The organism is Pseudohalocynthiibacter sp. F2068 (assembly GCF_023015645.1).
GTDB lineage: Bacteria > Pseudomonadota > Alphaproteobacteria > Rhodobacterales > Rhodobacteraceae > Pseudohalocynthiibacter > Pseudohalocynthiibacter aestuariivivens.
Window position 1 is genome coordinate 397444 of record NZ_JALKAK010000002.1, and the last position, 25841, is coordinate 423284.

At 51.7% G+C, this 25841-nt stretch carries 26 protein-coding genes and 2 tRNA genes; 15 read left to right on the forward strand and 13 right to left on the reverse strand.

The window, feature by feature from the left end; genetic code table 11:
* Nucleotides 1–86: 86 nt before the first annotated feature.
* Nucleotides 87–1655 (forward strand): hypothetical protein, encoded by a 1569-nt coding sequence (locus MWU63_RS04255; protein WP_213887557.1) that lies wholly within the window; start codon nt 87–89, stop codon nt 1653–1655.
* Nucleotides 1656–1665: 10 nt separating this feature from the next.
* Here MWU63_RS04255 and MWU63_RS04260 read toward each other — a convergent pair whose 3' ends face one another.
* From MWU63_RS04260 to MWU63_RS04300, 9 genes are all read right to left on the reverse strand, one after another.
* Nucleotides 1666–2160, reverse strand: a complete 495-nt coding sequence (locus MWU63_RS04260; protein ID WP_213887558.1) for a prepilin peptidase — start codon at nt 2158–2160, stop codon at nt 1666–1668.
* Nucleotides 2160–3020: a tetratricopeptide repeat protein gene (locus tag MWU63_RS04265; RefSeq protein WP_213887559.1), complete on the reverse strand. Its 861-nt coding sequence runs from the start codon at nt 3018–3020 to the stop codon at nt 2160–2162. Before MWU63_RS04265 ends, MWU63_RS04260 begins: the two co-directional genes overlap by 1 nt.
* Nucleotides 3021–3047: 27 nt before the next feature.
* The gene (locus tag MWU63_RS04270) at nt 3048–3596 is read right to left on the reverse strand and encodes a tetratricopeptide repeat protein (protein WP_213887560.1); all 549 of its coding nucleotides are present in this window, start codon (nt 3594–3596) and stop codon (nt 3048–3050) included.
* A 25-nt stretch (nt 3597–3621) separates the two neighbouring features.
* Nucleotides 3622–4605 carry a type II secretion system F family protein gene (locus tag MWU63_RS04275; RefSeq protein ID WP_213887561.1) on the reverse strand — a complete coding sequence of 328 codons (984 nt, stop codon included), beginning with the start codon at nt 4603–4605 and terminating at the stop codon, nt 3622–3624.
* A 12-nt stretch (nt 4606–4617) separates the two neighbouring features.
* Complete coding sequence (locus MWU63_RS04280) at nt 4618–5586, reverse strand: type II secretion system F family protein (RefSeq protein ID WP_213887562.1); 969 nt, start codon at nt 5584–5586, stop codon at nt 4618–4620.
* 5 nt (nt 5587–5591) lie between these two features.
* Complete coding sequence (locus MWU63_RS04285) at nt 5592–7043, reverse strand: CpaF family protein (protein WP_213887563.1); 1452 nt, start codon at nt 7041–7043, stop codon at nt 5592–5594.
* 18 nt (nt 7044–7061) lie between these two features.
* The gene (locus MWU63_RS04290) at nt 7062–8303 is read right to left on the reverse strand and encodes an AAA family ATPase (protein ID WP_213887564.1); all 1242 of its coding nucleotides are present in this window, start codon (nt 8301–8303) and stop codon (nt 7062–7064) included.
* A 202-nt stretch (nt 8304–8505) separates the two neighbouring features.
* Nucleotides 8506–9165, reverse strand: a complete 660-nt coding sequence (locus MWU63_RS04295) for an OmpA family protein (protein WP_213887565.1) — start codon at nt 9163–9165, stop codon at nt 8506–8508.
* Nucleotides 9166–9169: 4 nt separating this feature from the next.
* Complete coding sequence (locus tag MWU63_RS04300) at nt 9170–10525, reverse strand: type II and III secretion system protein family protein (protein ID WP_247077039.1); 1356 nt, start codon at nt 10523–10525, stop codon at nt 9170–9172.
* A gap of 835 nt (nt 10526–11360) precedes the next feature.
* On the opposite strand from MWU63_RS04300, the gene MWU63_RS04305 reads away from it, so the two are divergent.
* Nucleotides 11361–12377: a universal stress protein gene (locus tag MWU63_RS04305; RefSeq protein ID WP_213887567.1), complete on the forward strand. Its 1017-nt coding sequence runs from the start codon at nt 11361–11363 to the stop codon at nt 12375–12377.
* A gap of 157 nt (nt 12378–12534) precedes the next feature.
* On the opposite strand, the gene MWU63_RS04310 is transcribed toward MWU63_RS04305, so the two are convergent.
* The 3 genes from MWU63_RS04310 to MWU63_RS04320 all read right to left on the reverse strand — a co-directional run bounded on the left by MWU63_RS04310 (nt 12535) and on the right by MWU63_RS04320 (nt 16235).
* On the reverse strand, nt 12535–14136 hold the full coding sequence (locus MWU63_RS04310; protein ID WP_246531572.1) for a BCCT family transporter: 1602 nt from the start codon (nt 14134–14136) through the stop codon (nt 12535–12537).
* A gap of 30 nt (nt 14137–14166) precedes the next feature.
* Entirely contained in the window at nt 14167–15330 is a 1164-nt protein-coding gene (locus tag MWU63_RS04315; protein ID WP_213887568.1) for an extracellular solute-binding protein, read from the reverse strand.
* Nucleotides 15331–16160: 830 nt separating this feature from the next.
* Nucleotides 16161–16235, reverse strand: a tRNA-Thr gene (locus MWU63_RS04320).
* Nucleotides 16236–16344: 109 nt separating this feature from the next.
* Here MWU63_RS04320 and MWU63_RS04325 point away from each other — a divergent pair.
* The 13 genes from MWU63_RS04325 (at nt 16345) to MWU63_RS04385 (ending at nt 24553) form a co-directional block, all read left to right on the forward strand.
* On the forward strand, nt 16345–16482 hold the full coding sequence (locus MWU63_RS04325) for a hypothetical protein (RefSeq protein ID WP_213887569.1): 138 nt from the start codon (nt 16345–16347) through the stop codon (nt 16480–16482).
* A gap of 15 nt (nt 16483–16497) precedes the next feature.
* Entirely contained in the window at nt 16498–17763 is a 1266-nt protein-coding gene (murA, locus tag MWU63_RS04330; protein ID WP_247077041.1) for a UDP-N-acetylglucosamine 1-carboxyvinyltransferase, read from the forward strand.
* Nucleotides 17763–18242: a DUF2948 family protein gene (locus MWU63_RS04335; RefSeq protein ID WP_213887571.1), complete on the forward strand. Its 480-nt coding sequence runs from the start codon at nt 17763–17765 to the stop codon at nt 18240–18242. The genes murA and MWU63_RS04335 overlap by 1 nt, the downstream gene beginning before the upstream one ends.
* A 3-nt stretch (nt 18243–18245) precedes the next feature.
* On the forward strand, nt 18246–19553 hold the full coding sequence (hisD, locus tag MWU63_RS04340; RefSeq protein WP_213887572.1) for a histidinol dehydrogenase: 1308 nt from the start codon (nt 18246–18248) through the stop codon (nt 19551–19553).
* Nucleotides 19553–20035, forward strand: coding sequence for a UPF0262 family protein (locus tag MWU63_RS04345; protein WP_213887573.1), 483 nt, complete (start codon nt 19553–19555; stop codon nt 20033–20035). Before hisD ends, MWU63_RS04345 begins: the two co-directional genes overlap by 1 nt.
* Nucleotides 20036–20039: 4 nt before the next feature.
* On the forward strand, nt 20040–20501 hold the full coding sequence (locus MWU63_RS04350; RefSeq protein WP_213887574.1) for a low molecular weight phosphatase family protein: 462 nt from the start codon (nt 20040–20042) through the stop codon (nt 20499–20501).
* A gap of 20 nt (nt 20502–20521) precedes the next feature.
* Complete coding sequence (locus tag MWU63_RS04355; protein ID WP_213887774.1) at nt 20522–21415, forward strand: carbon-nitrogen hydrolase family protein; 894 nt, start codon at nt 20522–20524, stop codon at nt 21413–21415.
* A 68-nt stretch (nt 21416–21483) separates the two neighbouring features.
* On the forward strand, nt 21484–21702 hold the full coding sequence (gene infA, locus MWU63_RS04360; protein ID WP_213887575.1) for a translation initiation factor IF-1: 219 nt from the start codon (nt 21484–21486) through the stop codon (nt 21700–21702).
* A gap of 4 nt (nt 21703–21706) precedes the next feature.
* Entirely contained in the window at nt 21707–22285 is a 579-nt protein-coding gene (locus tag MWU63_RS04365; protein WP_213887576.1) for a Maf family protein, read from the forward strand.
* Complete coding sequence (locus MWU63_RS04370) at nt 22282–23322, forward strand: ribonuclease E/G (protein ID WP_247077043.1); 1041 nt, start codon at nt 22282–22284, stop codon at nt 23320–23322. The genes MWU63_RS04365 and MWU63_RS04370 overlap by 4 nt, the downstream gene beginning before the upstream one ends.
* Nucleotides 23319–23501 carry a DNA gyrase inhibitor YacG gene (gene yacG / locus MWU63_RS04375; protein WP_213887578.1) on the forward strand — a complete coding sequence of 61 codons (183 nt, stop codon included), beginning with the start codon at nt 23319–23321 and terminating at the stop codon, nt 23499–23501. Before MWU63_RS04370 ends, yacG begins: the two co-directional genes overlap by 4 nt.
* Before the next feature lie 80 nt (nt 23502–23581).
* Nucleotides 23582–23656, forward strand: a tRNA-Phe gene (locus MWU63_RS04380).
* A gap of 216 nt (nt 23657–23872) precedes the next feature.
* Nucleotides 23873–24553, forward strand: coding sequence for a DUF1194 domain-containing protein (locus MWU63_RS04385; protein ID WP_247077045.1), 681 nt, complete (start codon nt 23873–23875; stop codon nt 24551–24553).
* A 389-nt stretch (nt 24554–24942) separates the two neighbouring features.
* On the opposite strand, the gene MWU63_RS04390 is transcribed toward MWU63_RS04385, so the two are convergent.
* Complete coding sequence (locus MWU63_RS04390) at nt 24943–25557, reverse strand: hypothetical protein (RefSeq protein ID WP_247077047.1); 615 nt, start codon at nt 25555–25557, stop codon at nt 24943–24945.
* Nucleotides 25558–25841 lie beyond the last annotated feature (284 nt).

Genomic DNA, 25841 nt, shown 5'->3' on the forward strand with positions numbered 1-25841 from the left:
AAAAAGGATTGGGGACAGGAATGTACACAACGGCGCAAAGGCCTAATCCGGTACTCTTATTTTGCTTCCTTTTGGGAGTCGTCTTTGTGCTGGGCGGCCTGGCCTTTGCAAAGGACGGGCTGTTCATTGCCAAGCACGAAGGTGACACACTGCACATGATGCAGATCGTGTTTCGAATGGCTGATGGTCAATGGCCACATCTCGATTTCATGACGCCGATTGGCGCGCTTGCGTTTGCGCCAATTGCCGCCTTTGTAAAGCTTGGTTTCGGAATCGGGCACGCTGTAATTTATGCGCAAATTGTGATGGCTTTGGTGCTTATACCTTTCGTTTGGTGGATCGGTATCAGTCGTCTAAGTATCGGAATAGCATATCTTTTTTGCCTTTTCGTGATGGTCTTGGTGCTGGCCTTGATTCACGGCGAAGCTCAACAGTCGCTTTCGGTTTCGATGCACTATAATCGTTGGGCCTGGGCTTTTGCATTTGTAGCGATCTCTTTGTCTGTTATTCCACAGCATCACTATAAAAATGCAACGATTGACGGGATCATCATCGGGGTGGCACTGGCTGCGCTTGCGATGATCAAGGTAACCTATTTTGTTGCTTTTGTGGTGCCGGTTTTGTTGGGATTGGCATTGCACAGAAGTTACCGCAGCATCTTTTTCGCGCTTGTAACAGGCCTTATGATTGCACTTGTAATTACCGCGTTTGCAGGGTCAGGATACTGGCTCGCATATCTGCGCGATCTGCTTGCGGTGGCGCAATCTGAGGTGCGCCCACAGCCCGGAGAGAGTTTTCAGGCAATTGTCGTTGCGCCAGCGTATTTGGGCAGTTCGATTTTAGTGATTTTTTCGGTCGTATTGCTACGACAGGCGAAGGAGCAAGTGGGCGGACTGCTTCTTCTTTTACTGGCACCCGGATTTGCATATGTCACCTACCAAAATTTTGGAAACGATCCGCAATGGCTGCTGCTGTTAGCGGTACTGCTGTTTGCTTTGCGCCCTGCCGCAGATGTTGTGAGTGGGAGAGGTTGGAATATGCGGCTGATGCTGAACATGGCCGGAGCCGCAGCAATTGCATTTTCTTCACCCTCTTTCCTCAATCTTGCGTTTAGCCCTTTTCGTCACCTTGCCGCAGTGAATAAAGATTACGCACCTCTTTTGCCACGAAGCACACAACATGTAGACCTGTTGACGGCCAAAATTCGTGCTTACCGTGTGGATGCAACGGTTGCCATGAATGACCCAGAAACAGGTCTTGATTTTGATGCTGATCTGACAGGACGAAAGGAACTGGTGGAACTTTTGGGTGAACAACTGCCAGAGTGTACTTTGGCAATGGGTATTCCCGCGTGGATCAATGCAATCGTCAAGGATCTGGAGCGTTCCGGGTTAGCTGAAGGAAAACGTCTTTTCGCTGCAGATCTGATCTCAAGCCATTGGCTTTATGGGAGTTTGTTACCGTTAATTGGTGGTGCACCATGGTACTACGGTGGCCTGCCGGGGTTTGAGAGCGCGGATTATCTCTTGGTGCCACTTTGCCCAATTTCGACAGAAGTACGCAAACAGATTCTCGAGATTATTGCTGAAAGAAACGATACCACCCTGAACGAAATTCGGCGCACGCCACTTTATATTTTACTGGAAAAGAGCTGAGTTTTACGCGTCAAGCTCCATAGAATACACCCGCAGAAAGATAGAAAATGAGTGCGCCGCCAAGTGCCAGCCCCATAGGGAATTTCTCGTTTTCCCAGGATTCCCAGTTAGGTGTCAGGTTGCGCAACGCCGGAACACTGCGGAAAAGCCTGTGCGTTGCGAAAGCTGCAAGCAAGACTGCGGCAAAAAAATAGATCATTAGCATCGCGTCCCCCCGCGCAACGAATGGTGCCATAGCAGCGGCGAATTTTGCATCACCTGCACCAATCGCACCAACCATATTCAGGACAAAACCAAACGCCAATATGACGAGTAAATGCACGTAACGCCACGGATATTCCGAAAGCGGCAACGCGATGAGACCCACAACTGCAAATACAAAGATCAATGCAAGGACTGCTTTGTTTGGAATTTTCATGGTTTTCATATCGCTGCTCGCCGCCCAAATACAAATCGGGGCGGCGAATAGTAAAAACCAAAGCGCGGATGAAGCCGAAATATACATTAGCCGTTGGAAACGTTGTCTTCCAATGCGCGTAAGGCGCGCACGGCCGCTTCAAAATGCTGCGGATGAGTGTCGATCGCTTCTTTCAGCAAACCCTTGCCGATTGTGACGTCACCCTGCTTAATTGCCGAAAGCGCAAGGGTGTGAAGCAACTGAGCGCGTTCAACCTGGGTCATCTCAATAACTGGCATATCGTAGTTGCCTTGTGCGCCGCGGGCCAGAATAAGGTTGTTCTTCGCGGTGAACAGGTCCTTGTCGTAAGTGATCGCGCGGATGAAAAGACGTTCAGCTTCGGGGTAATTGCCGCGTGTCAGCATCGAATACCCCCAGTTGTTCAGAACCCCTGAAGGTGTGGTGGTCAACCCAACAGCCGTTTCATAAAAACTGTCAGCTTTTCCCCATTCTTCGTTGCCGTCAGCGATCATTGCTTCCAGGCGATAGCGTTTGTAAGTCTCAAAAGTTGGTGGAACCTTGTCGAGTTCGGCTTCTGCGCCATCCCAATTGCCATTGCGGATCAGCGCGTCAGCCAGGTCAATACGATCATCGTTGTTTGCGTCAGGATGCTGAACAACATCACGCCAGACCTTAACGGCCTGATCTGGCTGTCCGGCACGGACCAGTGATTTTGCGAGCCCACGCTTCAGGTCAATCCGATCCGGATTTTGCTGAGAGGATCGTTGAAAATATGCGACCGCTTCGTTTGGGTCACCTACCGTCAACATGATGTCGCTGAGGTTGCTTTCGTCGATAACGTTCAAATCGGCCAATGCCCGATCTACTTCGGCGTCGTCAGAATTTTCACAAGCTGACAAGCCGACTATCCCTGTTAGGCACAGAGTCGCTAAAATAGAATGGCGCATTTTCGCGTCCTTTACTGCTCGGTCCTTCTAAGGTGTTGAAAGCAGGAGGTATTCACTACTGCCTCGGCGCACCAACTCGAAATTGATATTATTATTCCCTTCATAGTATTCAGGGTTTTGATTCTTTGCGATAGCTAAGCGTAAATTTTCGCGAATGGAGTCACTTTCGCCACTATCAAGCGCATAGGCGCGATGAAAAACCTGTTCGGCCTCTCCGGTTTCGCCTTTTTCCATAAGGATAACGCCTAGATTATTCCACGCTGCCGGAAAGCTATCGTCCTGTTCAACGGCAAGCCGGAGTGATCTTTCTGCCTGACCCAGACGACCAAGTTTCAAGTTGGCTGACCCGATCGCTGAAAGCGTATCAACATTAAGGCCCTGTACACCCGCTGCGCGGTTATAGGCGCGTAGCGCAAGTTGATACTCACCGGCCGCCATGAGCCGATGTCCAACAATGAGGCCATCAACCGAAGAGTCCAGATCATAGGCACCAGTCGGGGCAAAGGGGCTGTCTTCAGACGTACCAAGACCGCCTGTCTGCTGACAAGCGGTCAAAAGGCTAAATGCCGCGATCATAGCCACCCAGTTTTTTATCATGTCCTCAGAAGTTTGTGTTCGAGAGCGTTACCGAGATTTGGTAGACCGACGGCCCGATCAGAATGATCAGAAGCGGCGGCACCGTTAACATCATTGTGGCAAGTGTCATCTTGGTGGGCAAGGTATTTGCTTTCTCTTCTGCCCGCATGACGCGTTTATCTCGCATTTCCGAGGCATAAACCCGAAGAGCGTCGGCGATAGAGGTACCAAAACTCGCAGATTGGACTAAAACGGTCACGAATGACGCGACATCAGTTACACCCGCACGCGCAGACATGTCTTTCAGAACGCTAACTTTGTCTTTACCTGCTTTGACTTCGTTTGAAACAATTTCAAACTCATCCGCAAGAGATGGGAAACCAGCGCGAATTTCTTTACTGACCCGTATGATGGACTGATCAAGCGATTGACCGGCTTCAACACAGACAAGCATCATATCGAGAGCGTCAGGGAAACCATTGGTTATTTCTTCCTGACGTGATTGGACGCGGCGATTGACCCAGTACTTTGGCAACATGTAGCCAACGACACCCGGCAAAATAATTGACATTGCAATGGTTTGGGCTGACGGGTCACCAGTTGATGCTTGAAAGATAGCAAAAATCGCACCGATAACTAAAAACCCCAATCCAAGGGCGAGCTGCATAAAGTTGTATGTCCGCACAGCTTGCTTGCTGCGGTAGCCTGCTTGCAGAAGCTTCAGGCGAACCGCTGAATATTCTTCCTCGTTCTGCGGTTCCAGAAACGTAGAATATTTCTCGAGCTTGTCCTTTTTTGTATCGTAGCGAAGTTTCTGTGCATTTCCTTTAGGTTTTTTTTCTTCAATTTGTGATTTGCGAAGTTTGTCGAGCGGATCTTCATTTTTACGAAGCATTACTGGCAAAGTCAGAAGAACAAGGAACAAGCCCAGAATTCCGACAACTAAAAGTGGGCCGAACTCACCAAATTGGTTTGTGAGCAATTCGTTGATTTGTGAAATAATTTCCATTATGTGGTCCCCCTAAACCTTGATGTCGACGAGTGAACGCATGACAAACACGTTGGCGACAAGGAAGCCAGCAACCACCAGACAGGCAGGGATGAAGACCGAAGTTTCCATCACGTCGTCATAGTAGTTTGGCTGAATGACGTTGATAGCAACGAGTGCAGCGAGGGGGAAAACCGACAGGAACATACCTGACCACTTTGCCTCTGCTGTGATCGCTTTCACGCGACGGAACAGTTTGAAGCGTGACCGGATCACTTTGGCCAGACCGTCCAGAATTTCTGCAAGGTTACCACCTGATGTTTGCTGGATCGTCACGGCAACCGCCAGGAAACGCATGTCCTGCATATCCATACGTTCCGCCATGGCTTTCAGCGCTTCACCGACATCTCGGCCATAGGCGCTTTCATCCGAAATTGCGCCCATTTCAGTACCCAATGGATCAGGCACTTCCTGTGCAACGATTCCGAGTGCTGACGTAAATGGGTGGCCAACGCGCAGGCTCCGTACCATCAGTTCAACGGCATCCGGAAGTTGTTCCTCGAGCATCGACATACGCTTTTTAGCCTTGCCGTTGACCCAGATGTAAATCCCGGCAATACCCATCACGACCGAAAGACCAGCGCGAATTGCGACAGACGCGCCAGTCCCCATCGTGAGTCCCACGAAGGCAACGACACTCAGCACAGCCATCATCAGAATAAGTTGAGCCGGCGAAAATGCTATATTCGCTTTCTGCGCTTTTTCAGCGAGCAAGGAATAGAGCGGAATTGACTTTGATTTCATGTGCTGGGTCATTTCCTTGCGGAGTTGTTCCAGCACTTGTTCACGGCCTGCGCCTTTTTCCAGCATTTCAAGCCGTCGATTGACGCGGCTGTTAAGGCTGATGGATTTACCAAAGACTGTTAGATAGATCCCTTCAACCAACAGGATCACGCCAATAAAAATCAGGCCGTAGACAATGAGTTCCGGATTGATGCTCATGGCGATTAACCTTCTAACGTGGGTTCAAAGATTTCAGCAGGTAAGTTGTAGCCCCACATCTTGAACCGTTCTGAATAATGCGACCGGACACCGGTCGCTGTGAAATGGCCGATAATTTTGTTCTCAGGTGTCAAACCGACACGCTGAAAGCGGAAAACTTCCTGCATTGAGATGACGTCACCTTCCATCCCTGTGATTTCGGTAATCGAGGTCATCCGGCGCGAGCCGTCCTGGAGCCGACTTGCCTGCACAATCAGGTTCACGGCCGAAGAAATCTGACTGCGAACTGCCTTAAGCGGCATCTCGATACCAGCCATGGCGATCATGTTTTCCAGTCGTGAAACACCATCGCGCGCCGAGTTCGCGTGAATCGTGGTCATTGAACCGTCGTGACCGGTGTTCATGGCCTGAAGCATATCAATGACTTCCTCGCCGCGGGTCTCACCCACGATGATGCGATCGGGGCGCATACGAAGTGCGTTTTTCAAACAATCCCGCTGGCTGACAGCGCCTTTGCCCTCAACGTTTGGCGGGCGGCTTTCCATCCGGCCAACATGCGTCTGTTGCAGCTGAAGTTCTGCCGTATCCTCGATTGTCAGAATGCGTTCAGCGTTGTCGATGAAGGAGCTAAGGGCGTTCAAGGTTGTCGTTTTACCAGAACCCGTACCACCAGAGACGATGATATTGAGCCGGCAGGCAACGGCGGCTTGCAAGTAAGCAGCCATTTCTTCGGTGAATGCACCAAAGGTCACCAAATCATCAATCGCAAGTTTTTCCTTTTTAAACTTACGGATAGAGACCAGAGAGCCATCAACAGCGATCGGTGGCACCATCGCGTTAAAGCGAGAGCCATCTGCCAGACGCGCATCCACATATGGGTTTGATTCATCGACGCGCCGGCCAACTGCGGATACGATCTTGTCGATGATACGCAACAGGTGCTTTTCGTCTTTAAATGTGATGTGCGACATTTCAAGTTTGCCGTCACGTTCAACGAATATCTGTCGGGGGCCGTTTACGAGAATATCGTTGACACTGTCGTCTTTCAACAAAGGCTCTAGCGGGCCGAGCCCTGTAACCTCGTCAAACAATTCTTGATTAAGAAGCGAGCGTTCTTCCCGGTTTAGCACAACACTCATGTCGTCGAGTGCCTCAGTTGCGATGGCGATAATTTCATTACGCAAGTCTGTATCGCTCGCGTGTTCCAGCGCTGATAGGTTCAGGTTGTCGAGCAAGCGTTTGTGCAGTTCAACCTTGATCTCGCCCAAACGCTCTTTGCGTTTCTTTTCCTTGTCATTCGACTCTTTTGGAGCAATATCCTTAGAGACTTTGCGCATAGATTGTTTAGTTTGCGCGGGCTTTGATGTCGGAAGCGGCGTGACATTGCTTGGTGGGCTGGCTGGTGCTGCTTTAGCACCATCCGTTCCGTTGACTGGTTTTTTGTAACGCGAAAACATAAGCGTTCCTTCTACCTATTACTGACCTGTCTCGGCCACTTCGTTTAATTGATGAATTGAAAGCGCCAGTTTCTGAATTTCCTTGCGCAATGGGTTCTTTGCCACGGTTTCCGCCAACGGCAGCCCATGATCACCGGCCTGTGCAACAGGTTTTCCGCCGTCCGGAAGCTGAATTTCGATATCGATATCCAGACTTTCTGCAAGGCGTTTCACTCTCGCCTTGCCAGACAAATCGGTGAACTTTGGCGCGCGATTCAGAATGAAACGCAGTTTCTCGAAAGGCAATTCCTCGGATTTGAGGGCGCGGACCATACGCAGCGCATTTTGAGCTGAACGCATATCAAGCTCGAGCGTCGCAAAGTAAACATGCGCCTGACTCAGAACCGTTTCTGTCCAACTCACCAAAGTTGAAGGCATGTCAATTACGACATAGTCAAAATTGGTACGTGCGATTTCGACGAGGCGATCAACATCTTGAGGGCCAATCAGGTCGAGAGGAAGGATTTCCGTGGGAGCTGTCAGAACGTGCAGCTTTTCATTGAAAGTCAAAAGAGCCTGCATGAAGCTGTCGCTGTCAATTGCGCTGGTATCAGACAAAAGCTCATAAACAGCTTCGCGACGCGGCAGATCGAGATATGTCGACGTGGTGCCAAACTGAAGGTCGAAGTCGATAAGGCAAACGCGTGGTGATTTCTCTTTATCAATATTGGCAAGTTCCCAGGCCAAGTTTACCGCGAACGTCGTTGCGCCTGTACCACCAGAGAGTCCGTGAACAGGAAGGACGACCCCGTTCTTGTCACCGGTCGCTTTCAGCTTGGTTTTCATTTCGTCTGGGACGTTCACCTCGGAACCGAGAGCGCGCATGCGCTCAATCGCTTCGTGCAATTCTCCGTCTGGCAGAGGGTAGGGGACGAAATCATGTGCGCCCATCCGCAACAATTGGTGTAGCGCAATCGGGCTGACTTCTTCGGCAATCAAAATAACTTTAATGTCGCGCGCTTTTGCGGTTTTGATCAGTTCACCAATTTCAGTCAGGTTTTCTTCGTCCTGATCATCAATGGCGACTGCAACAAATTCCAGCGATTCAGCATCGGGCTGTTTCAGGAAGGCAGCGGCGTCTTCGAAACTCAAATCGCCCCAACTTTCACCAAGCTCTGCTTCCATATCCTCGATGAGAAGATCAAAATTCTGCACGTCCCGCGAAATCGTGCACGCCACGATCGGGGCCAGTTCAGTTTGCAACATTGCACTACTCGTCATTGCCTCACGTCCTTTTGCTTGGGGACGCCAGCGGTTTTAGAGTGTGATTTCAGGTTGTTACTGCTCTAACCCAAATCACTCCGCCGTTGTCCGCACGCGACTCACAATCGCGTGCATCACACCCATGGAGTGAATTTGACGGGCAATATTGGCAACAATAGGGCTAAAAAACCGTAATTATTCGGTTATTTTCTACAGAGCTTTACTCTTCAGCCTTGGCTTGAGATGGCACTGTAATCAAGGTGCTGCGTTCTGTCGCGCTATCAACGTATTCACGATAGACGACTTCAGCGTATTTTCCGTTCAGAACCATTGGGTTATTTTGAACGAAGCCAGAGACTTGGGTAACTGTGCGTCTGTTACGCCGTTCCGGGTTTGGAGTGGCGATCAGGGGCTGTGTTTCACCCAGCGATGACACTGCCTGAAGCCTGCTGCGGTTTACACCGCGACCAACAAGATAACGAACCGCTGCCTGAGCGCGACGCAACCCAAGCGTGCGATTGTAAGCGTCGGAGCCAACCAGATCAGTATGACCAAAGACGCGGAACTGAATTTCAGGAAATTGAAGGATCCAATTTGCCTGACGGTTCAACACTTGTTGCGCTTCTGCGTCCAAAGTTGAGCTGTTAAAGGCAAAATTGATTGTTGACGGGACTTCCGCCTCAAAGCGATGCGCCAAACTTACAGCATAGGAACGCTGCCCGGATTGGATTTGCGTGTTGTTCATCGTTGTATTGCCGAAATCGCCGCCATCGATGACGCTGCCTGCTTCGGAATAGAACGAGCCTAGCACGTTTTGTCCGCAACCAGCGACACTTGCTGTCGCTGCGATGATCAGAATGCTCTTCAAAGGTCCGCGCATTGTCTTACTCCATCACGTAGCCGTAAGAGCCATCAAAGTCTTGTCTTGCGACTTCTGCAGCACCGCCGGATTGGTTGGCTTCTCTTGCGACCTGTCCGAAAAGGAAAAGCCCTGCTTCGGTTGGGGGATGTACACGGTCAGTCGGCAGAGCGTAGGCTTCGCCGCGTGTAGGCGTTACCAGATGCGCCGTAACGATAATGACCAACTCAGACTGGTTCCGTGCGTAGTCTGCACTTCTGAACAAAGCTCCCAGTATCGGAAGATCGCCCAACCAGGGAACCTGCGAGTTTGTATCGCGGAAGTCATCTTGCAAAAGTCCAGCGATTGCAAAGCTTTCGCCATCGCGCAGTTCAACAGTTGTCGAGGTTTCGCGACGTCTGAATGCATCAAAACCACCCGTTGCAGCAGCAGTATCAATACTACTCACTGCAGTAAGGAGCGACAGATTGATAACATCGCCATCGACCACGCGTGGGGTGAAATTGAGCTGAACGCCAAAGGGTTTGTATTCAACTGTTATTACGCCACCTTCCTGTGGGACAGGAATCGGAATTTCACCACCGGCAAGGAAGGTTGCTTCCTGACCTGAAAGTGCTGTCAGGTTCGGCTCTGCCAATGTTCTTACGACGCCGCGCGATTCCAAAGCTTCCAGCAACACAGTTAGTTGCGTACTGCCGATGCCGATGCCGATATTTGCTGATCCACCAAGTGAGGGTGTTGAGAGTCCAGGGGTCGTTCGGCCAAGGCGCACGGTGTCGCCGCCATTTGAGATATTGATCCCAGCCGAGAGTTCTTTACTAACAGAACGCTGCATTTCAGCAAAACGGACAGACAACATCACTTGTTGTGTGCCGCCAACGCTCATCAGGTTCGAAACCCGGCCTGGTGCGTAGCGTTCAGCAAGGTCCAATGCGCGATCAAGCCGTGCAATAGAAGAAACAGTGCCTGACAACACGATGCCATCATTTGCTGTGCGAACTTCGACACGTTCGCCCGGCAAAATCTGACGCAGGCGTTCCTTGAACTCTGCAACATCCGGTGTGACATGCACTTCCACGTTGGTGATCAACCGCCCGTCGCCACCCAGAAGCGTCAGAGTCGTGCGCCCGGGCAGTTTGCCCAGCACATATATAGTGCGATCTGACAGGGTAGAGATGTCTGCGATCCCCGGATTTGCGATTGATAGTTCCGCAAACGGTGTGTCGCTTTCAACAACGACTGCCCGATTCATGGGAACGTTAAGCGCACTTGATGGCGCGCCTCGCATCACCTGAAGCGTTTCCGCGCTGGTGCTTGTTACGTTAGCCGTACTTACGGCAAGGCCCAAAAGGGCCGCCTTCATAAATGTTTTATATATCATTGTGATCCAGCCTCTCCGATCACTACTGCTCACAGGTCTGTATTGCCCGTTTGAAAGTCACCATGCAGGAAAGCTGGATTTATTGCAAGAATCAAACGCTTGGGGGTGGGTGCTTATGTGGATAACTCGCAACACAACGCTATCTGTAGCCTAATGCACGTTTAAGTGTACCATATCAGGTAGCGAATTAATGCATGTCTAAAAGGTGCTGCAGCACGGGGTCGGGGATCTCTTGTTTCTTACGGTCCCAATCTGTCCCATTGTTTAGTGAATCCAAAAGGTTCACTAAAATTAGGCGTTCCAAGCTATTCGACGTTGTTTCATACAATCCTATACTGATGGGTGGATGTTCAGGTGGGCACGAACGCGAGAATTTCAAAAGTTTTCCTTTGGTAAGATTGAAAACGCATTTCGGGAAAAAATTCCAAAGGTGGTGGCCTCTTGTTGCATAAACGTGAAGACGGTGGAGCAGAATAGTTCCTTCGCGTTTCAATTAGTGGTCAGCGCAGAGATATGGGCATGGGTGGGTTAACTGATGTAAGACTCAAAGAAGAGCGTTAGGTGGTTGACAAGTGGTGAGCGGTTGTGGGTTCAGGCATCTGAATGTTTTTCGAACGCAACCTCGGACAGTACCAATCCGGTTCCTGATTGATGCACATCAATGCCCTGGCAGTCACCTTTATCTATAAACAATGTGATTGGAGTAGCGCGCATCGAAACTGCTGTGCGCGGGTGCGCAGTTGTTAATGTTGGACTCGCGCCATTCGCGATTTGGCCAACGTACGGTGGCTGATGCAAATGCTGGTGAAGCTACGCTCTAGGAATGGAGAACCCTATGATCCGCACTATTATAACCCCTATTGATGGTTCTGTGCATGCGCAGATGGCATTGGACCTTAGTACAGAACTCGCGGTGAAATACGACGCTCGGTTAGTTTTGCTGCATGTCGTTACTCATGACGACAACATTCCGGAAGATCTCTACGATGCGGCAGCACGCGAGCTCATGGCGGCAGAAACTGGGCCCGCCGCGGGTCCGGTACGCCGCTCAAAAGTTCTGGAACACATCGGAAATACACTCTTGCGGAAGGCGCAGGATCTCGCCAAGCGTAAAGGTGTCAAAAACGTCGAGACTGTCATCGACCTAGGCGAAGCAAGCAAGCGGATCCTCCACCATGCAGAGAACATGTCTGCGGACCTCATCATCATGGGCAGTCGTGGTTTCGGTAGACTCAAAGGGCTTGTTCTGGGGAGCGTCTCGCACAACGTCTTCCATCTCGCTCCCTGTTCCTGTGTTACGGTTCACCATACAGATGGGAAGTCGGAATACGATGGAATCAAAAGCATTCTGGTGCCGACAGATGGCTCGGATCACGCGGATAAGGCGGTTGAACTTGCCAGCGACATTGCTGCCAAGCTAGGAGTAAAGCTATCGCTTGTTTATGTCATGTCCCGTGGGCCGTCACTGGAGAATCTTCGTGACTCTATCGACATGGCACAGCTCAGTGAGAGCGCCCGTAACGAACTTGACCCCGCGAAACATCCGATCGCCGAACATGTGAGCGCCGCCGTCATTCCGCCGGTTATTTCAAAAGAGGTGCTCAATGAAATAGGTGAACAGATTCTCGCGCGCGGACAAAGAACTGCCGTGGAAAAAGGCGTTAAATCTCTGAATGTGGTGTTGATAGACGGCGATCCGGCCCGCAAGATCGTACAAGTTGCCAAGCGCGAGAAGGCGGATTTGATTGCCATGGGCAGTCGCGGTCTCGGTGGGGCTGAAAGCCTTCTCTCAGGTAGTGTGTCTTACAAGGTGAATCACGCTGCGCCCTGTAGCTGCCTGATCGTACGCTGACGACTTTCGCTGTGGTCCCTGAGATGTTCCAAAGAGGTCATGTTAGTTTTTAAGAACTTAGGGACGCAGCAAAAAACAGACTAAATCGAGAATGGTCAAAAGAGAGAGGGGCAGGTTAACCTGCCCCTCTTATCGTTTCAAAGATCACCTGCAATGTTTATCGGTTCAGGAACTCCAGATCGTATTTGTCCTCAACATCCGGCACCGGGTGCTCGTCGTGCAGGGCTTTGACAATGCCGTAGATCATAAACAACAAGATCACAGCAATCGGTAATCCAGCAACGATCGACGCTGTCTGAAGCGCACTTAGCCCCCCTGCCAGCATCAGAACCCCGGCAACGACACCTGATGTAATGCCCCAGAAAACCCGGAATTTCACAGGTGGGTGCTCATCGCCCATCGACAGCATCGTGCACATCACAAGCGTGCCCGAGTCAGACGAGGTGACAAACCACGAGATCAGCAAGATCGTGATCAGAACAGTGATCGGGTAGACCAACCATGCATATCCAAAACCGGCTACGGTCTGGAACACACCCGAGGCGTAGTCATTGTTGACCGCATCCACGACGCCAGCATCGTAAAACAGATCAACACCCGCTGCGGCGCCTCCGAATACACCCATCCACAGCATTACGACTGAGGTTGGGATCAGCAAAACGCAATAGCAAAACTGTCGAATTGTCCGGCCTTTGGATACGCGGGCAATGAACAGCCCTACAAAGGGGCACCACGCAATCCACCAGCCCCAATAGAAGATAGTCCACCAGCTTTGCCATAGGTTTTCTGGATCGCCATTGATCCAGAAACCCATCGGAATGACGTTCCACAGGTATTCGCCAAAGCCGGTAATAGTAACGCCCAACAAAAAGGCGGTTGGACCTAGAATTATGAACAATATCAGCAGGCCGATACTGGCCATGACGTTAGCCTCAGAGAGGATACGCACGCCTTTGCCAACACCAGAAGCGGCAGATGCCGTTCCAAGACAGGTGATGATGGCTACCAGGATCAATTGGTTCGTCTGAGTGTTAGACATCCAGCCAAGATTTTCCAGACCGGCGGCAATCGGCGTAACGCCCAGGCCTAACGAAGTGGCTAAACCAAAAATCGTGCCAAAAACGCCAATCAGGTCTACAAGATGCCCCCAGGGACCATAGATCCGTTCCTTTAGTACAGGATAGAGCGCCGTGCGCAGGGTTAGCGGCAGATCGTGTCGGTACGAGAAATATGCTAAGCTGAGCCCGACAAGCACGTAAAGCGCCCAGCCATGAAACCCCCAATGAAAATTGGTGATAGTCACCGCAGAAACGGCTGCATCGACTGTACCGGGTTCAATGCCAGCACGTGTCAAAAAGGGGCTGCCCTGGATGTGGAACATCGGTTCCGCGACGCCCCAGTAGATCAGTCCTGAGCCGAGGCCCGCACTGAAGAGCATGCAAATCCAGGAGAATGTCGAGAAATCTGGCTCGTCATCGTCTTTGCCCAGTTTTACGTCACCGAAGCGGCTGATCATCAGCCAGAACACAAAGAACAGGGCGACATTGACCACCACCACATAGAACCAGTCCAGGCTGTTGATAATGAAATCCTTGCCCGTGGCGAATATTGCGCTGGAGGCTTCGACATCGCGGATCGTGAAGATCACAAAGCCAAGGATCATCACCATCGAGGCGATGCCCATTATTGGGTTCATTCCCTTGAACAGCCCGGACTTTGCAACCAGATTGTCAGGTCGAATTGTTTTTTCGATACTCATTTCAAATCCTCTTTGTCCTGTTGTCCCGGCTTAGCGGGTTGAACCCGCTGCACCTTGGCGTGCAGACGTCGAGAGCCATGCCCGAAACGCTTCTTCAAGACGCGCGTGGTTGCGCGCCCACCACTCAGCATCAGACATTATGTGTACATTGTCCTCGTAGGCGGGGCCGTTTGGTATTTGGCCCAGAATCTCGTCGGACAAAAGCGCCAGAGAAGATGTACGTGTTGGACCGTTGGGAAGGTGCGAGACCATATTGGCCAAAGATTCGGAACTGCTGGCGTAGCGAATGAATTCGATGGCCTCTTCTTTGTAGCGACTGCCCTTGGGGATACCGAACAGATCCAACTCGATTACACGACCATCCCAGTTGATCGCAAAATCAGCATTTTCCTCCTGAGATGCGACTGCACCAGTTGTGGCCCAGATCGATGACATCGCCACTTCGCCAGAATTCAATAGACGGACAGGTTCACGACCGCTTACCCAGATTTCCAGCCCAGACTTAATCGCATCCATTTTTTTGAGTGCACGTGAAACCCCGTCTTCAGTCTCCAAAGTTGAATACACATCTTCACGGGCCACGCCGTCTGCCATAAGCGCCCATTCCATGATTACGGTTGGGTCGTTGCGGATCGCCCGCGCGCCGGGATAGGTGTCAGTGTCGAAGAAATCGGCAATACTTGTCGGTGGGTTTTCAGGGAATGCTGTTTTGCTGTGCGCAAATGCAGTCGCCCAGACAATGACGCCTACTCCGCAATCATTCAAAGCACCTTCTAGAAAATCATCACTTGCCGGTGTGCCGTCTGCGCCTGCGGGAAGATCGATACCTGAAAGGTTCTCTAGCAAACCTTCATTGCAGGCGCGTAGGGAATCTGCCTGAGTCAAATCGACGACATCCCAGATGACATTGGCACTTTCGACCTGATCACGGATTTCAGCAATGCCACCATTATAATGTTCAACATTAACCCGGCTTCCGCTCGCCTCTTCATAGGGGCGAACAAAACCCAGCATCTGGCTGCGCATATACGGGCCCGTCCAGGAGGTGAATGTAATTTCCGGTGCTGCGACAGCGACTGTGGCATCGGAATCTGGCGCTTCCTGCGCCCATGCATTGCTTAATGGCACTGTCAGAAAGAGCGCCGCCAACACGGCTTTGCGTCCCCCCGAAAAACTGTTTCGATAAAGGTTCATTCATCATCCTCCTTGCCGGAGCTTTGTCTCTTTGCCGTTCTTTTCGCCGACCTGAATTGACATTTGTCCGTTTACCTAACGTCAGCATCAATCAATTTGATAGGATCAATCAAGAAAATACGACTGAAAAAACGATAAACACGACTAATAGAAGTTACATTTTAAGCGATTCCGGAAATTGGGAAAGGGAGCTTAGATGTGTCCGATATAAGTAAAGACATGGAAGAATCAGGCTGCTGAAGGTAGTGGCGGATGTGTTCGTGTGATGCGCAAAAGCAAAAGGACCGACAGAAATCGAGTGAGCGGAGCGGCACGTCAAGCTAGGGCTGAAAGTTCGTTTCATTCGTTCGCCGTTATCTTGACGGATGTCTTTAATAGGGCCGTCCCTGACCTCTGTCGTTGGCTGCGTTTGCTAAATACTGCGATCTTGTTCGTGGTAGGTTTGGGTTCAAAGAAGGCATCCGGTGTTTTCAATCGGGTTTCGCCATAAGTGCAGCCTTTTCAGATTCAAACTTATCATCCCAAACGAATGGTGTCTGTGTCCCGACACCAGCGTTAACTTAAAGTAGTCCAATTCGGTCATGAGATTCCGACACTTGAAATTTCTCGGAGAAAATTATTTGTTCGACAAATGTGTTTCGTGCCGCGGTAGCTCAGTGGTAGAATGCTGTCTTTGCGTTTGCGCGATGGGTACTGCGAAGCAATGGCCATTGTTATTGACGAGCTGGTTCAACGTGCACTGCGGCGAAAATTCGTGCGTGCGGGCTTTGCATGCTAACCTGAAAAACCAACTATCAACCAACAAGCTATTCATATTGCTGAAAAAGTAATGGTGCCGCAGGGGAGAATTGAACTCCCGACCTCGTCATTACCAATGACGCGCTCTACCACTGAGCTACTGCGGCCATGGCGCGGGCGGCGCCTTTGATCATGTGGCCGGGTGATTAGACCTATTCTGGCAATGACGCAAGCCTAATCTGGACCCTTATTGCCCTCTGGGTTAGAGAGTGCTTTATGAACAAAAATACCGATAAAGAAAAACTGACCAACTCTGTAGATAGCCGAAAGGATCGGCTGAAGTTGGCTTTGAAAGCGAATATGGCGAAGCGTAAGTCACAAGCACGTGCACGCAAAGCAGTAGTTAAAAAATAGGACGAGGCAGCGGCAATGGATTCAATAGTAATAAAAGGTGGCGGGGAGCTGCATGGCCAGATCCCAATTGCGGGGGCTAAAAATGCGTGTCTCACTCTTATGCCTGCGACGTTACTTTCAGACGAACCGTTAACCCTGACAAATGCACCACGCCTGTCAGATATTAAGACAATGACTGAATTGCTGCAGTCTTTGGGTGCTGAAGTGACTTCAATGCAGGGTGGGCAGGTATTGGCGATGTCGTCGCACGATATTAATAATCACACTGCCGACTATGACATCGTACGAAAGATGCGGGCTTCAATACTCGTTCTTGGTCCGATGCTGGCACGAGATGGACATGCCATTGTTTCCTTGCCTGGTGGGTGTGCGATTGGCGCGCGTCCGGTGGATTTACATTTGAAAGCGCTGGAAGCGCTGGGCGCTGAACTAGAACTGAAAGACGGATATGTTCATGCGAAAGCCCTTGGCGGTCTGAAAGGCGGTATCGTTGATTTTCCATTTGTCTCTGTCGGTGCAACGGAAAACGCGTTGATGGCTGCTACGCTTGCCAAGGGTACGACTGTTATTAAAAATGCGGCGCGCGAACCAGAGATTGTCGATCTGGCGCATTGCCTGCAAAAGATGGGTGCACAGATTGATGGCGAAGGGACAGAGACAATAACAATTCAGGGTGTCGACCGGCTGAATGGCGCAACGCACCCGGTTGTCACGGATCGAATTGAACTTGGCACATACATGCTGGCACCCGCCTTCACGGGCGGCGAAGTGGAACTGTTAGGTGGGCGACTGGATTTGGTTGGTGCATTTGTTGAAAAGCTGGAAGCCGCCGGTGTTTCCGTGTCTGAAACCGACAAAGGGCTGCTCGTTGCGCGTAAGAATGGCCGCGTAAGCGCGGTTGACGTTGTGACAGAGCCGTTCCCGGGTTTTCCGACTGATCTGCAGGCGCAGATGATGGCGTTAATGTGCACGGCCGACGGGGTAAGTGTTCTCGAAGAAAAGATTTTTGAAAACCGCTTTATGCATGCGCCAGAGCTTGTTCGCATGGGGGCCGATATAGAAGTGCATGGTGGAACCGCAACCGTCACAGGTGTCGAAAAACTAAAGGGCGCACCGGTTATGGCAACGGACTTGCGGGCATCTGTATCTCTGATACTTGCGGCATTGGCGGCAGAAGGCGAGACAGTTGTAAGCCGGGTTTACCATCTGGATCGAGGGTATGAGCGGGTTGAAGATAAGCTTGGGGCCTGTGGCGCCACAATCGAGCGGGTGAAAAGCTGATGGTCAAAGACGCAACCTTTGAAGAAGGTGGTGAAGAACCGCTGCGCCTGATTGCAGAAGATGCCGATGATCTTTCTGTTATTGCGTCTTTGACGCAGGACGCCGTTTTTCCTGCCAGTGAAATGTCGTGGCAAACGCGCCAGCGTCGTTTTGCGATTTTGCTCAATCGATTCCGATGGGAGGATAGAGGGGCTGCCGAACTGCGCGGGCGGGACTACGAACGCGTTCAGTCAGTTCTTGTTGTCGACGATGTTTTGAAAGTCTTATCGCAAGGCGTAGAGCGTGGGGATGCGGATACTATTCTTTCCTTGCTATCAATCGATTTCGAGGCTGGTGAAGACGGAACAGGCCGTTTAACCCTTATCCTTGCGGGTGATGGTGCGATTGCGCTCGACGTTGAAACTCTGAATGTTACGCTGAAAGACGTGACTCGCCCTTATGTCGCCCCGTCAAAATCTGCGCCAAATCATCCGGAGTAATTTGTGCCACAGTTCCTGAACATCCAAGAGCCGGGGTTTGAGGCCGCGTTCGCCGCCTTTCTGACAACCAAGCGCGAGGATGCGCCGGATGTGGATGAGGCCGTGGCCGGAATTATCGCTGATGTACGTGTGCGTGGTGATTTAGCGGTTATAGAGCTGACCGCGAAATTTGACCGTCTTGAACTTACGCCAGAGACACTTGCATTCTCGGCAGAAGAAATTGAGGCAGAGTGCGGCAAGGTGGGTGCCGAAGACCACGCGGCGCTTGAGCTGGCAGCAGCCAGAATTCGTGACTATCACAAGCGGCAAATGCCAAAAGATGAGTCTTGGGTCGATGAAGCAGGTGCTATGCTTGGCTGGCGTTGGGGCCCGGTATCGGCAGCAGGTTTATACGTGCCGGGCGGGCTCGCGTCTTATCCGTCATCGGTTCTGATGAATGCAATTCCTGCAAAAGTCGCGGGCGTCGAACGTTTGGCGATTTGTGTTCCAACACCCGACGGTATTGCAAATCCGCTTGTCTTGCTTGCCGCGCGCATTTCAGGTGTTGATCGGGTTTACCGTATAGGTGGGGCGCAGGCGATAGCGGCACTTGCCTATGGGACGGAGTCAATCGAACCTGTCGATAAAATTACCGGCCCGGGCAATGCCTTTGTTGCGGCAGCCAAGCGCCGTGTGTTCGGCAAGGTCGGGATCGATATGATTGCGGGACCGTCTGAGATTTTGGTTATAGCTGACAAAGACAATGATCCGGACTGGATAGCCGTCGATCTGCTGAGTCAGGCAGAACACGACGAGAGCGCCCAATCTATCTTGATAACTGACGATGCCGAATTTGGCCGTGCGGTTGCGAAGGCTGTCGAAGCACGTTTGCAAACGTTGGAACGCCGCGCAATCGCCGCACCAAGCTGGCGCGACTTTGGTGCTGTCATCACGGTCAGAAATCTGGATGAGGCCGCCACGCTTTCAGATCGTATAGCGCCCGAGCATCTGGAGCTTTGCGTGAATGACCCGGATGCTTTGTGTGAAAAGATCAACCATGCCGGTGCGATCTTTCTGGGACAGTGGACGCCTGAAGCGATTGGCGACTATGTCGGCGGTCCAAATCACGTTCTTCCGACTGCGCGATCCGCCCGATTTAGTTCGGGTCTTTCGGTAATGGATTTTCTGAAACGGACCACCTTGTCGAAAATGACACCTGAAGCGCTTGCAGCGATTGGGCCAGCCGCCGAAACGCTGGCGAAATCAGAAGGCCTGGAGGCGCACGGATTGTCTGTGCGTGCACGGCTTGACCGCATAAACAAAGAACTGTGATGACCAATTCAATTTGCCATATCGAAATAGACGACCGTGGGCTTGCCGCCCCAACCCCTGAGATTGAACAGGAACGCAAAGTTGCGATCTTTGATCTTCTGGAGGACAACAGCTTCGTGTTACCTGAACGGGCTGACCGGAAGGTCCCGGAGGGTCCCTTTCGGTTATCATTGGCTATCCGAGACCGAAGGCTTGTGTTTGATGTGACGACCGAAAGTGGTGAGAAAGCCGGAGAATTCCATCTTTCACTTGGGCCGTTCCGCCAGGTTGTCAAAGACTATTTTCAAATCTGCGAAAGCTATTTCGAAGCGGTGAAAAAACTACCTCCTAGCCAGATAGAAGCTATCGATATGGGGCGAAGGGGGATTCACAACGAAGGAGGCCGCGTTTTGCAGGAGCGTCTGGAAGGCAAAGCTGACGTTGATATCGATACAGCCCGCCGTTTGTTCACGCTTATTTGCGTATTGCATTTCGGAGGGTAGGGGTTTGGTTGTTGACCTTCCACAGTCTATCCTTTTCTGCTGCGATTATAACGCTGTACGCTCTCCAATGGCCGAAGGTTTGATGAAAAAATACTATGGTCAATCGACTTATGTGCAGTCAGCGGGTGTGAAAAGCGATTTGGATATTGATGGGTTTTCAATCGCGGTTTGCAAAGAAATGGATGTTGAACTTTCGCGGCACCGATCACGATCTTTCGATGAAATGGAAGAATGGGGTGATGACCTTTCGGGGTTTGATCTCGTCGTCGCCTTGTCCCCCGCGAGTCAACGTCGCGCATTGGAACTTACGCGTTATTATCACCTTGATGTAGAATATTGGCCTATACTTGACCCAACCGGGCTTGGTGAAACGCGCGAGGCAAAGCTCGTAGCCTACAGACAGGCGCGTGATCAGATTAGTGACCAGCTCATCGCGCATTTTGGGCCGCCAAGAACTGACACATGATTTCAAAGACAGGAATGCTGATGAAAATCGCGACTGCAGCTTACCCGATTGATTGGCACGACGACTGGTCGTCCTATGAAAAAAAGTTAGCTAACTGGGTCGGCAAAGCCGCGGATGCGGGTGCTGATCTGTTGGTCTTCCCTGAATATGGCGCAATGGAACTCGCATCTCTTGCAGGCGCCGAGCAAGCAGGTGATCTCGCGCAAAGCCTGATCGCTGTAAGTGATTTGATGTCTAAGGTGCATGCGCTTCACAGCCTGTTAGCTGTCAAATACGGGGCGCATATTCTTGGAGGTAGCGGACCGGTTGTTACGGAGTCTGGTATTGTGAACCGCGCTGCTTTCTATTCACCGGACGGTCAAAAAAGCTATCAGGACAAGCAGATCATGACCCGTTTTGAACGGGACCCGATGCGTGTTTCATCCGGTGGGCCGTTAACAGTGTTTGAAACTGCAATAGGTCGTATCGGCGTGCTGATTTGCTATGATTGCGAGTTTCCGGAACTTGCGCGGGTCTTGATCGAAAACGACGTTGAAATCTTACTCGCCCCATCATGTACCGAGGCGCTGTCGGGGTACTGGCGGGTCCGCATTGGGGCGATGGCCCGGGCGCTTGAAAGCCAGTGCATTGTCGTACACTCTCCTTTGGTCGGAGCAAGTACTTGGAACCCGGTCGTTGAAATGAATACCGGAGCTGCCGCAATTTACGGTCCTCCCGACATGGGATTTCCCGATAACGGCGTTATTGCCGAAGGTGCGTTGAATATTCCCGGCTGGGTTTATGCTGATGTTTCGCTCGAGGCAGTGCGTGTTGTTCGAAAGGATGGGCGTGTTCTGAATGTGAAGCACTGGGAAGAACAGGCCGCGCGGCTTGGCAATGTCAAAATCGCGTCTCTTATGCCGAAAACCTCTTGAAAAACCGCCAATAAAGGCGCATTTACTTTTCGCCCGCAATATGACGGGTTTTTAGAGAAGGAGTGACCATGGCCAAGGAAGAAGAGCTCGAATTTCCCGGTGTCGTAAAAGAACTCCTGCCAAACGCGACATTTCGGGTCGAGCTGGAAAACGGCCATGAAATATTCGCTCATATGGCAGGAAAAATGCGGAAAAACCGCATTCGTGTTCTGGCTGGCGACAAAGTTCAGGTGGCAATGACGCCGTACGACCTGACGAAGGGCCGCATCAATTACCGCTTCAAGTAAAGCCGTGAAGCTGATTCTGGGCTCGGCGAGCCCGCGCCGAAGAGAACTTTTGGCGCAAATCGGTGTTGTGGCGAATGAGATTCGGCCCGCTGACATCGATGAAACCCCATCCAAAGGTGAATTACCGCGACCCTATTGTGTGCGGCTAGCTCGCGAGAAAGCGCTCGCCGTGCAGGCAGCACATAACGAAGTTGTGCTTGCTGCTGATACTGTCGTTGCTGTGGGCCGTCGAATTCTGGGTAAACCCGAAGATGCAGACGAGGCGCGCTGTTTTCTACGTCTGATGTCCGGGCGCCGGCATCGGGTTATTACGGCCGTTGCGCTGCGTATTGGTTCAAAAATAGTGGAAAAAGAGACGGTGACGGTTCTGAAGATGAAGCAGCTGACAGAGGCTGATATCGAAGCCTATATCGCTACGGGCGAGTGGCAAGGCAAGGCCGGGGGATACGGCATCCAAGGCTATGCCGCCCGTTTTATACCGTGGTTGAACGGCTCCTACACTGCAGTTGTTGGTTTGCCGCTAACTGAAACGGCTGCTTTGCTCGAATCTGCGGGCGTTGCAGTGACTGGTGTTTCAAAATGAAGGGGCGCGTTGTCGTTCTGGGGCAGATCAATGGACGGCGCGCGGCTGCGCTGATTGTTGACGGAGAGCTTTATGATTTCCTGATTGAGCCAGCGGATGCCACCGCCCCGTTGCCCGGTGCGATCTATCGTGCCGTCGCAGACCGCCCCCTAAAAGGGCAGGGTGGGATGATGTTGCGTCTGCCGCATGGCATGGCGTTCTTACGTCAGGGGAAAGGAATATACCCTGGCCAAGCCTTGCTGGCACATGTGACGGGCTATGCGGACGAAGGCAAAGCTGTTCCGGTATCGCCAAAGCTCTTGTTCAAAAGCCGCTACGCGATTGTGACGCCTGACGCGCCCGGCTTGAATATTTCTCGTTCCATAAAAGATGAAGACGAGCGTGAACGACTGCTTGCCATAGCGCATTCCGAAATGGACGAAACCGAGGGTTTTGGTCTGATTCTCAGATCTGCCGCAGCAGGAATGCCCGAAGAAGAAGTGGCGAATGATATCGCTGATATGCGTGATCAGGCATCTGGCGTGATGGATGCAGCAGCAGGAACCCAGCCAGAGCTTTTGCTTGAAGGTCCTGACCCGCATCTGTTGGCTTGGCGAGACTGGGAAGCGCCTGATCAGGTTGTTACGTCTGACAACGGTTTTGAAGAACTTGGGGTTCTGGAACTGCTCGAGCCGTTTTGCCAAGCGTTTGGTGCATTGTCGGGTGGCGCATCTCTCTATGTCGAACCGACGCGCGCGCTGGTCGCTGTCGATGTGAATACGGGGGGTGATACTTCGCCTGCGGCGGGCCTGAAAGCCAACATAGCTGCCGCGCGCGCGCTGCCGCAGCATCTGCGTATCCGCGGTTTGGGAGGGCAGATCGTTGTTGATTTTGCGCCGATGGCAAAGAAGGATCGACGTCAGCTTGAATCTTCGCTCCGTGCCGCATTTCGGTCTGATCCGATTGAGACTTCACTGGTTGGCTGGACACCGCTAGGCCATTATGAATTGCAAAGAAAAAGAGAACGCCAGCCTCAATTGGAAAACCTGAAGCTGTGAGCTGCCCGATATGTGCAAAAGATACTGTGGCGAAGTATCGCCCTTTTTGCTCAAAGCGTTGTGCTGACATAGATCTGGGGCGCTGGTTCGATGGCTCATACGCAATCCCGTCCGATGACCCGGAAGACATTGAGGCTGCGTTTGAGGCGCTGGTCGAAAAAGACTTGCCACGCCACTAAATATTTGCAACTTCCCCTCTGGACACCTGTCTGTGCCACGACTAGAACGTCGTAATCCGAACGATAAATCGTTCACCCGTGCCCGGGTAGCTCAGGGGTAGAGCAGTGGACTGAAAATCCTCGTGTCGGTGGTTCAAATCCGCCCCCGGGCACCACTAAAACGGCTTAACATATTGTTTTTATTTAATATTATAGAAATATTAAATTTTTAGTCCACCTTTCTGTACACCCACGCAACCCTTTTTGTCTTATTTGCAACTTAGTCGCCGCGGCCTCGTTTTCTTGTCCGCGCTACTGGATTATGCAACACTATCGAGGTGCGATCTGAAGCGTGTGGAGAAAAAGAGATTACGTTTCCTGATGGAAAATTTTTGGCTTCGGTTAGCATTTCGACACTGGGGTTGGTTTTTTTACCGCTCAAGGCGATGTCTTGCGGGCTTGCATTACTGCTCGCGATTGATGTTTCTTTGTCAATCGACTCGGTTGAATACGATTTGCAAACATCCGGTATGGCAAGAGCCTTGTACCAAGAGGATGTGCAACTCGTGATCGGCGCATCGCCGGGTGGCGTTGCAATAGCTGTAATCCAATGGTCGGGCGGTGAGGAACAGTTTTTGGCGCTGCCATGGACCCTGTTTTCCGGCCCTGCCGAGATTGACAGATTCGCAAGCAATATCGCCACTATGCCGCGGGCGTTTAACGGCGACACTGCCCCCGGGTCTGCATTGGAATTCGGAATTGACCTGCACAACGCCAACCCGAGGCACTGTTTGCGACGGGTGATTGACCTATCTGGTGACGGGTCTCAAAAATCTGGCGTCGATACGGGCGCGGCCTCCTATGCCGCTGCACACTCCGGCGTTACGGTCAACGGACTGGCGATTTTGGGAAGTGATCGCAATGTCGAGCAGTTCTTTTTGCGAAATGTGGTGCGCGGCCCAAACTCCTTTCTTGAAATCACCAATGGATTCAACGATTTCGAGCGAGTGTTTCATAAAAAGCTGTTGCGTGAACTGCCCATAATTTTGGGCGGTTTATTATGTTCGCTTTAGGGATTTGTGCGCCTTTTAATGCCCTAGCCCCTCCTTAAACCGCTTCCGAAAAAGGCGTCAAAGCCTAACACCCATGAAGAGCCGCTGAACAAAGCTGTCGTTTGCACCAACAGCAGCGAACGGCTGGTTGGAGCCCAAACCAACCAAAACAAATTCGCTGCGAGCGCTCGCAGAAATTCCCCGCGGCGGCGTAAAAAGGCGCTTCAGTGCAGCGAAGTAAGCGGTCGTTCAGGCAGCCCGCGGCGAAATCGATCATGGCAGTGACTGGGTTTGGGACTGAAGGGCGTGCATGCTGTGGACGGAACAAGAAACGCCCGCCACGGCATTAAATACCGCAAGCCAATAGATATAACGCCGGGCCGCCTCAGCTGCCGAGGAGTTGAACCCGCTTAGCCGACAATCCGCACGATATTGCGGAAGTTGAGGTCAATGTCGGACTGAAACGCGCCAAAGGCGGGATCTCCGCGTAGCGAGTCATAAGTCTTTTCGATCGCGTCCATCGACGGATACGCGACACCCAACAGTCTCCGCCCAGCAGCGCTGCCAGTCGCTATCGTTGCGTAGCGCAATGTCAAAGCACCGTTGTCTTCAAAATGGTGCACAAGCGGGCGCATCTGGTCCAGCATCGGAGACGCTGAGCCCCAGCGCGTCAGGACGAGATAGGCAGGCACATTCGTCGACGGAGATTTGAGACCGATGTCTTCCATCCGCATGATATTGCGCAAGGTCACGGAAACCTTGCCGCTCCCGATCAGGGCCTGGTACTCCGCAGAAGAGCCGTAGACGTTGAAAGCAGCGTCAATCCCATTCAATTCGCTGTAGCCCTGCGAAAGAAAGAGGGACCCGGCATGCTCGCCAGTGGACATGACGCCATACCGCGTCATTTGCGCGCCCGCCTGATCCTTGAGCTGACCGCAGAGTGTACCGACTTTGCCCAGTGCTTCGCTGAGATAATCTGGTGCAACGGCGGCAACGGTAATCATGATATAGGCTGGTGATGACATGTCTTCCTCCCAATAAATCAATGGTTGAGACGATGTCATCTTTGGTCGACTGTATCAACGATTCGCAATGCGACAACAGCCCGACATAGTTCAGCTGGGGATGGTCGTTCGCCCTCCAACACCGGTCATATGTCGTACGCATGCCGTCTGTTTAAACCTTAATAGCGGTCGTTCGTACGTCTGGGAGAATGTCTCAGTCTCAGATGGTTAGGCCAACACCCGGACATTTGGTGGTTGAAAGCGGCCTTTAGGCGGTCTGGCGTCGAACGACGGCAACGAGCCCA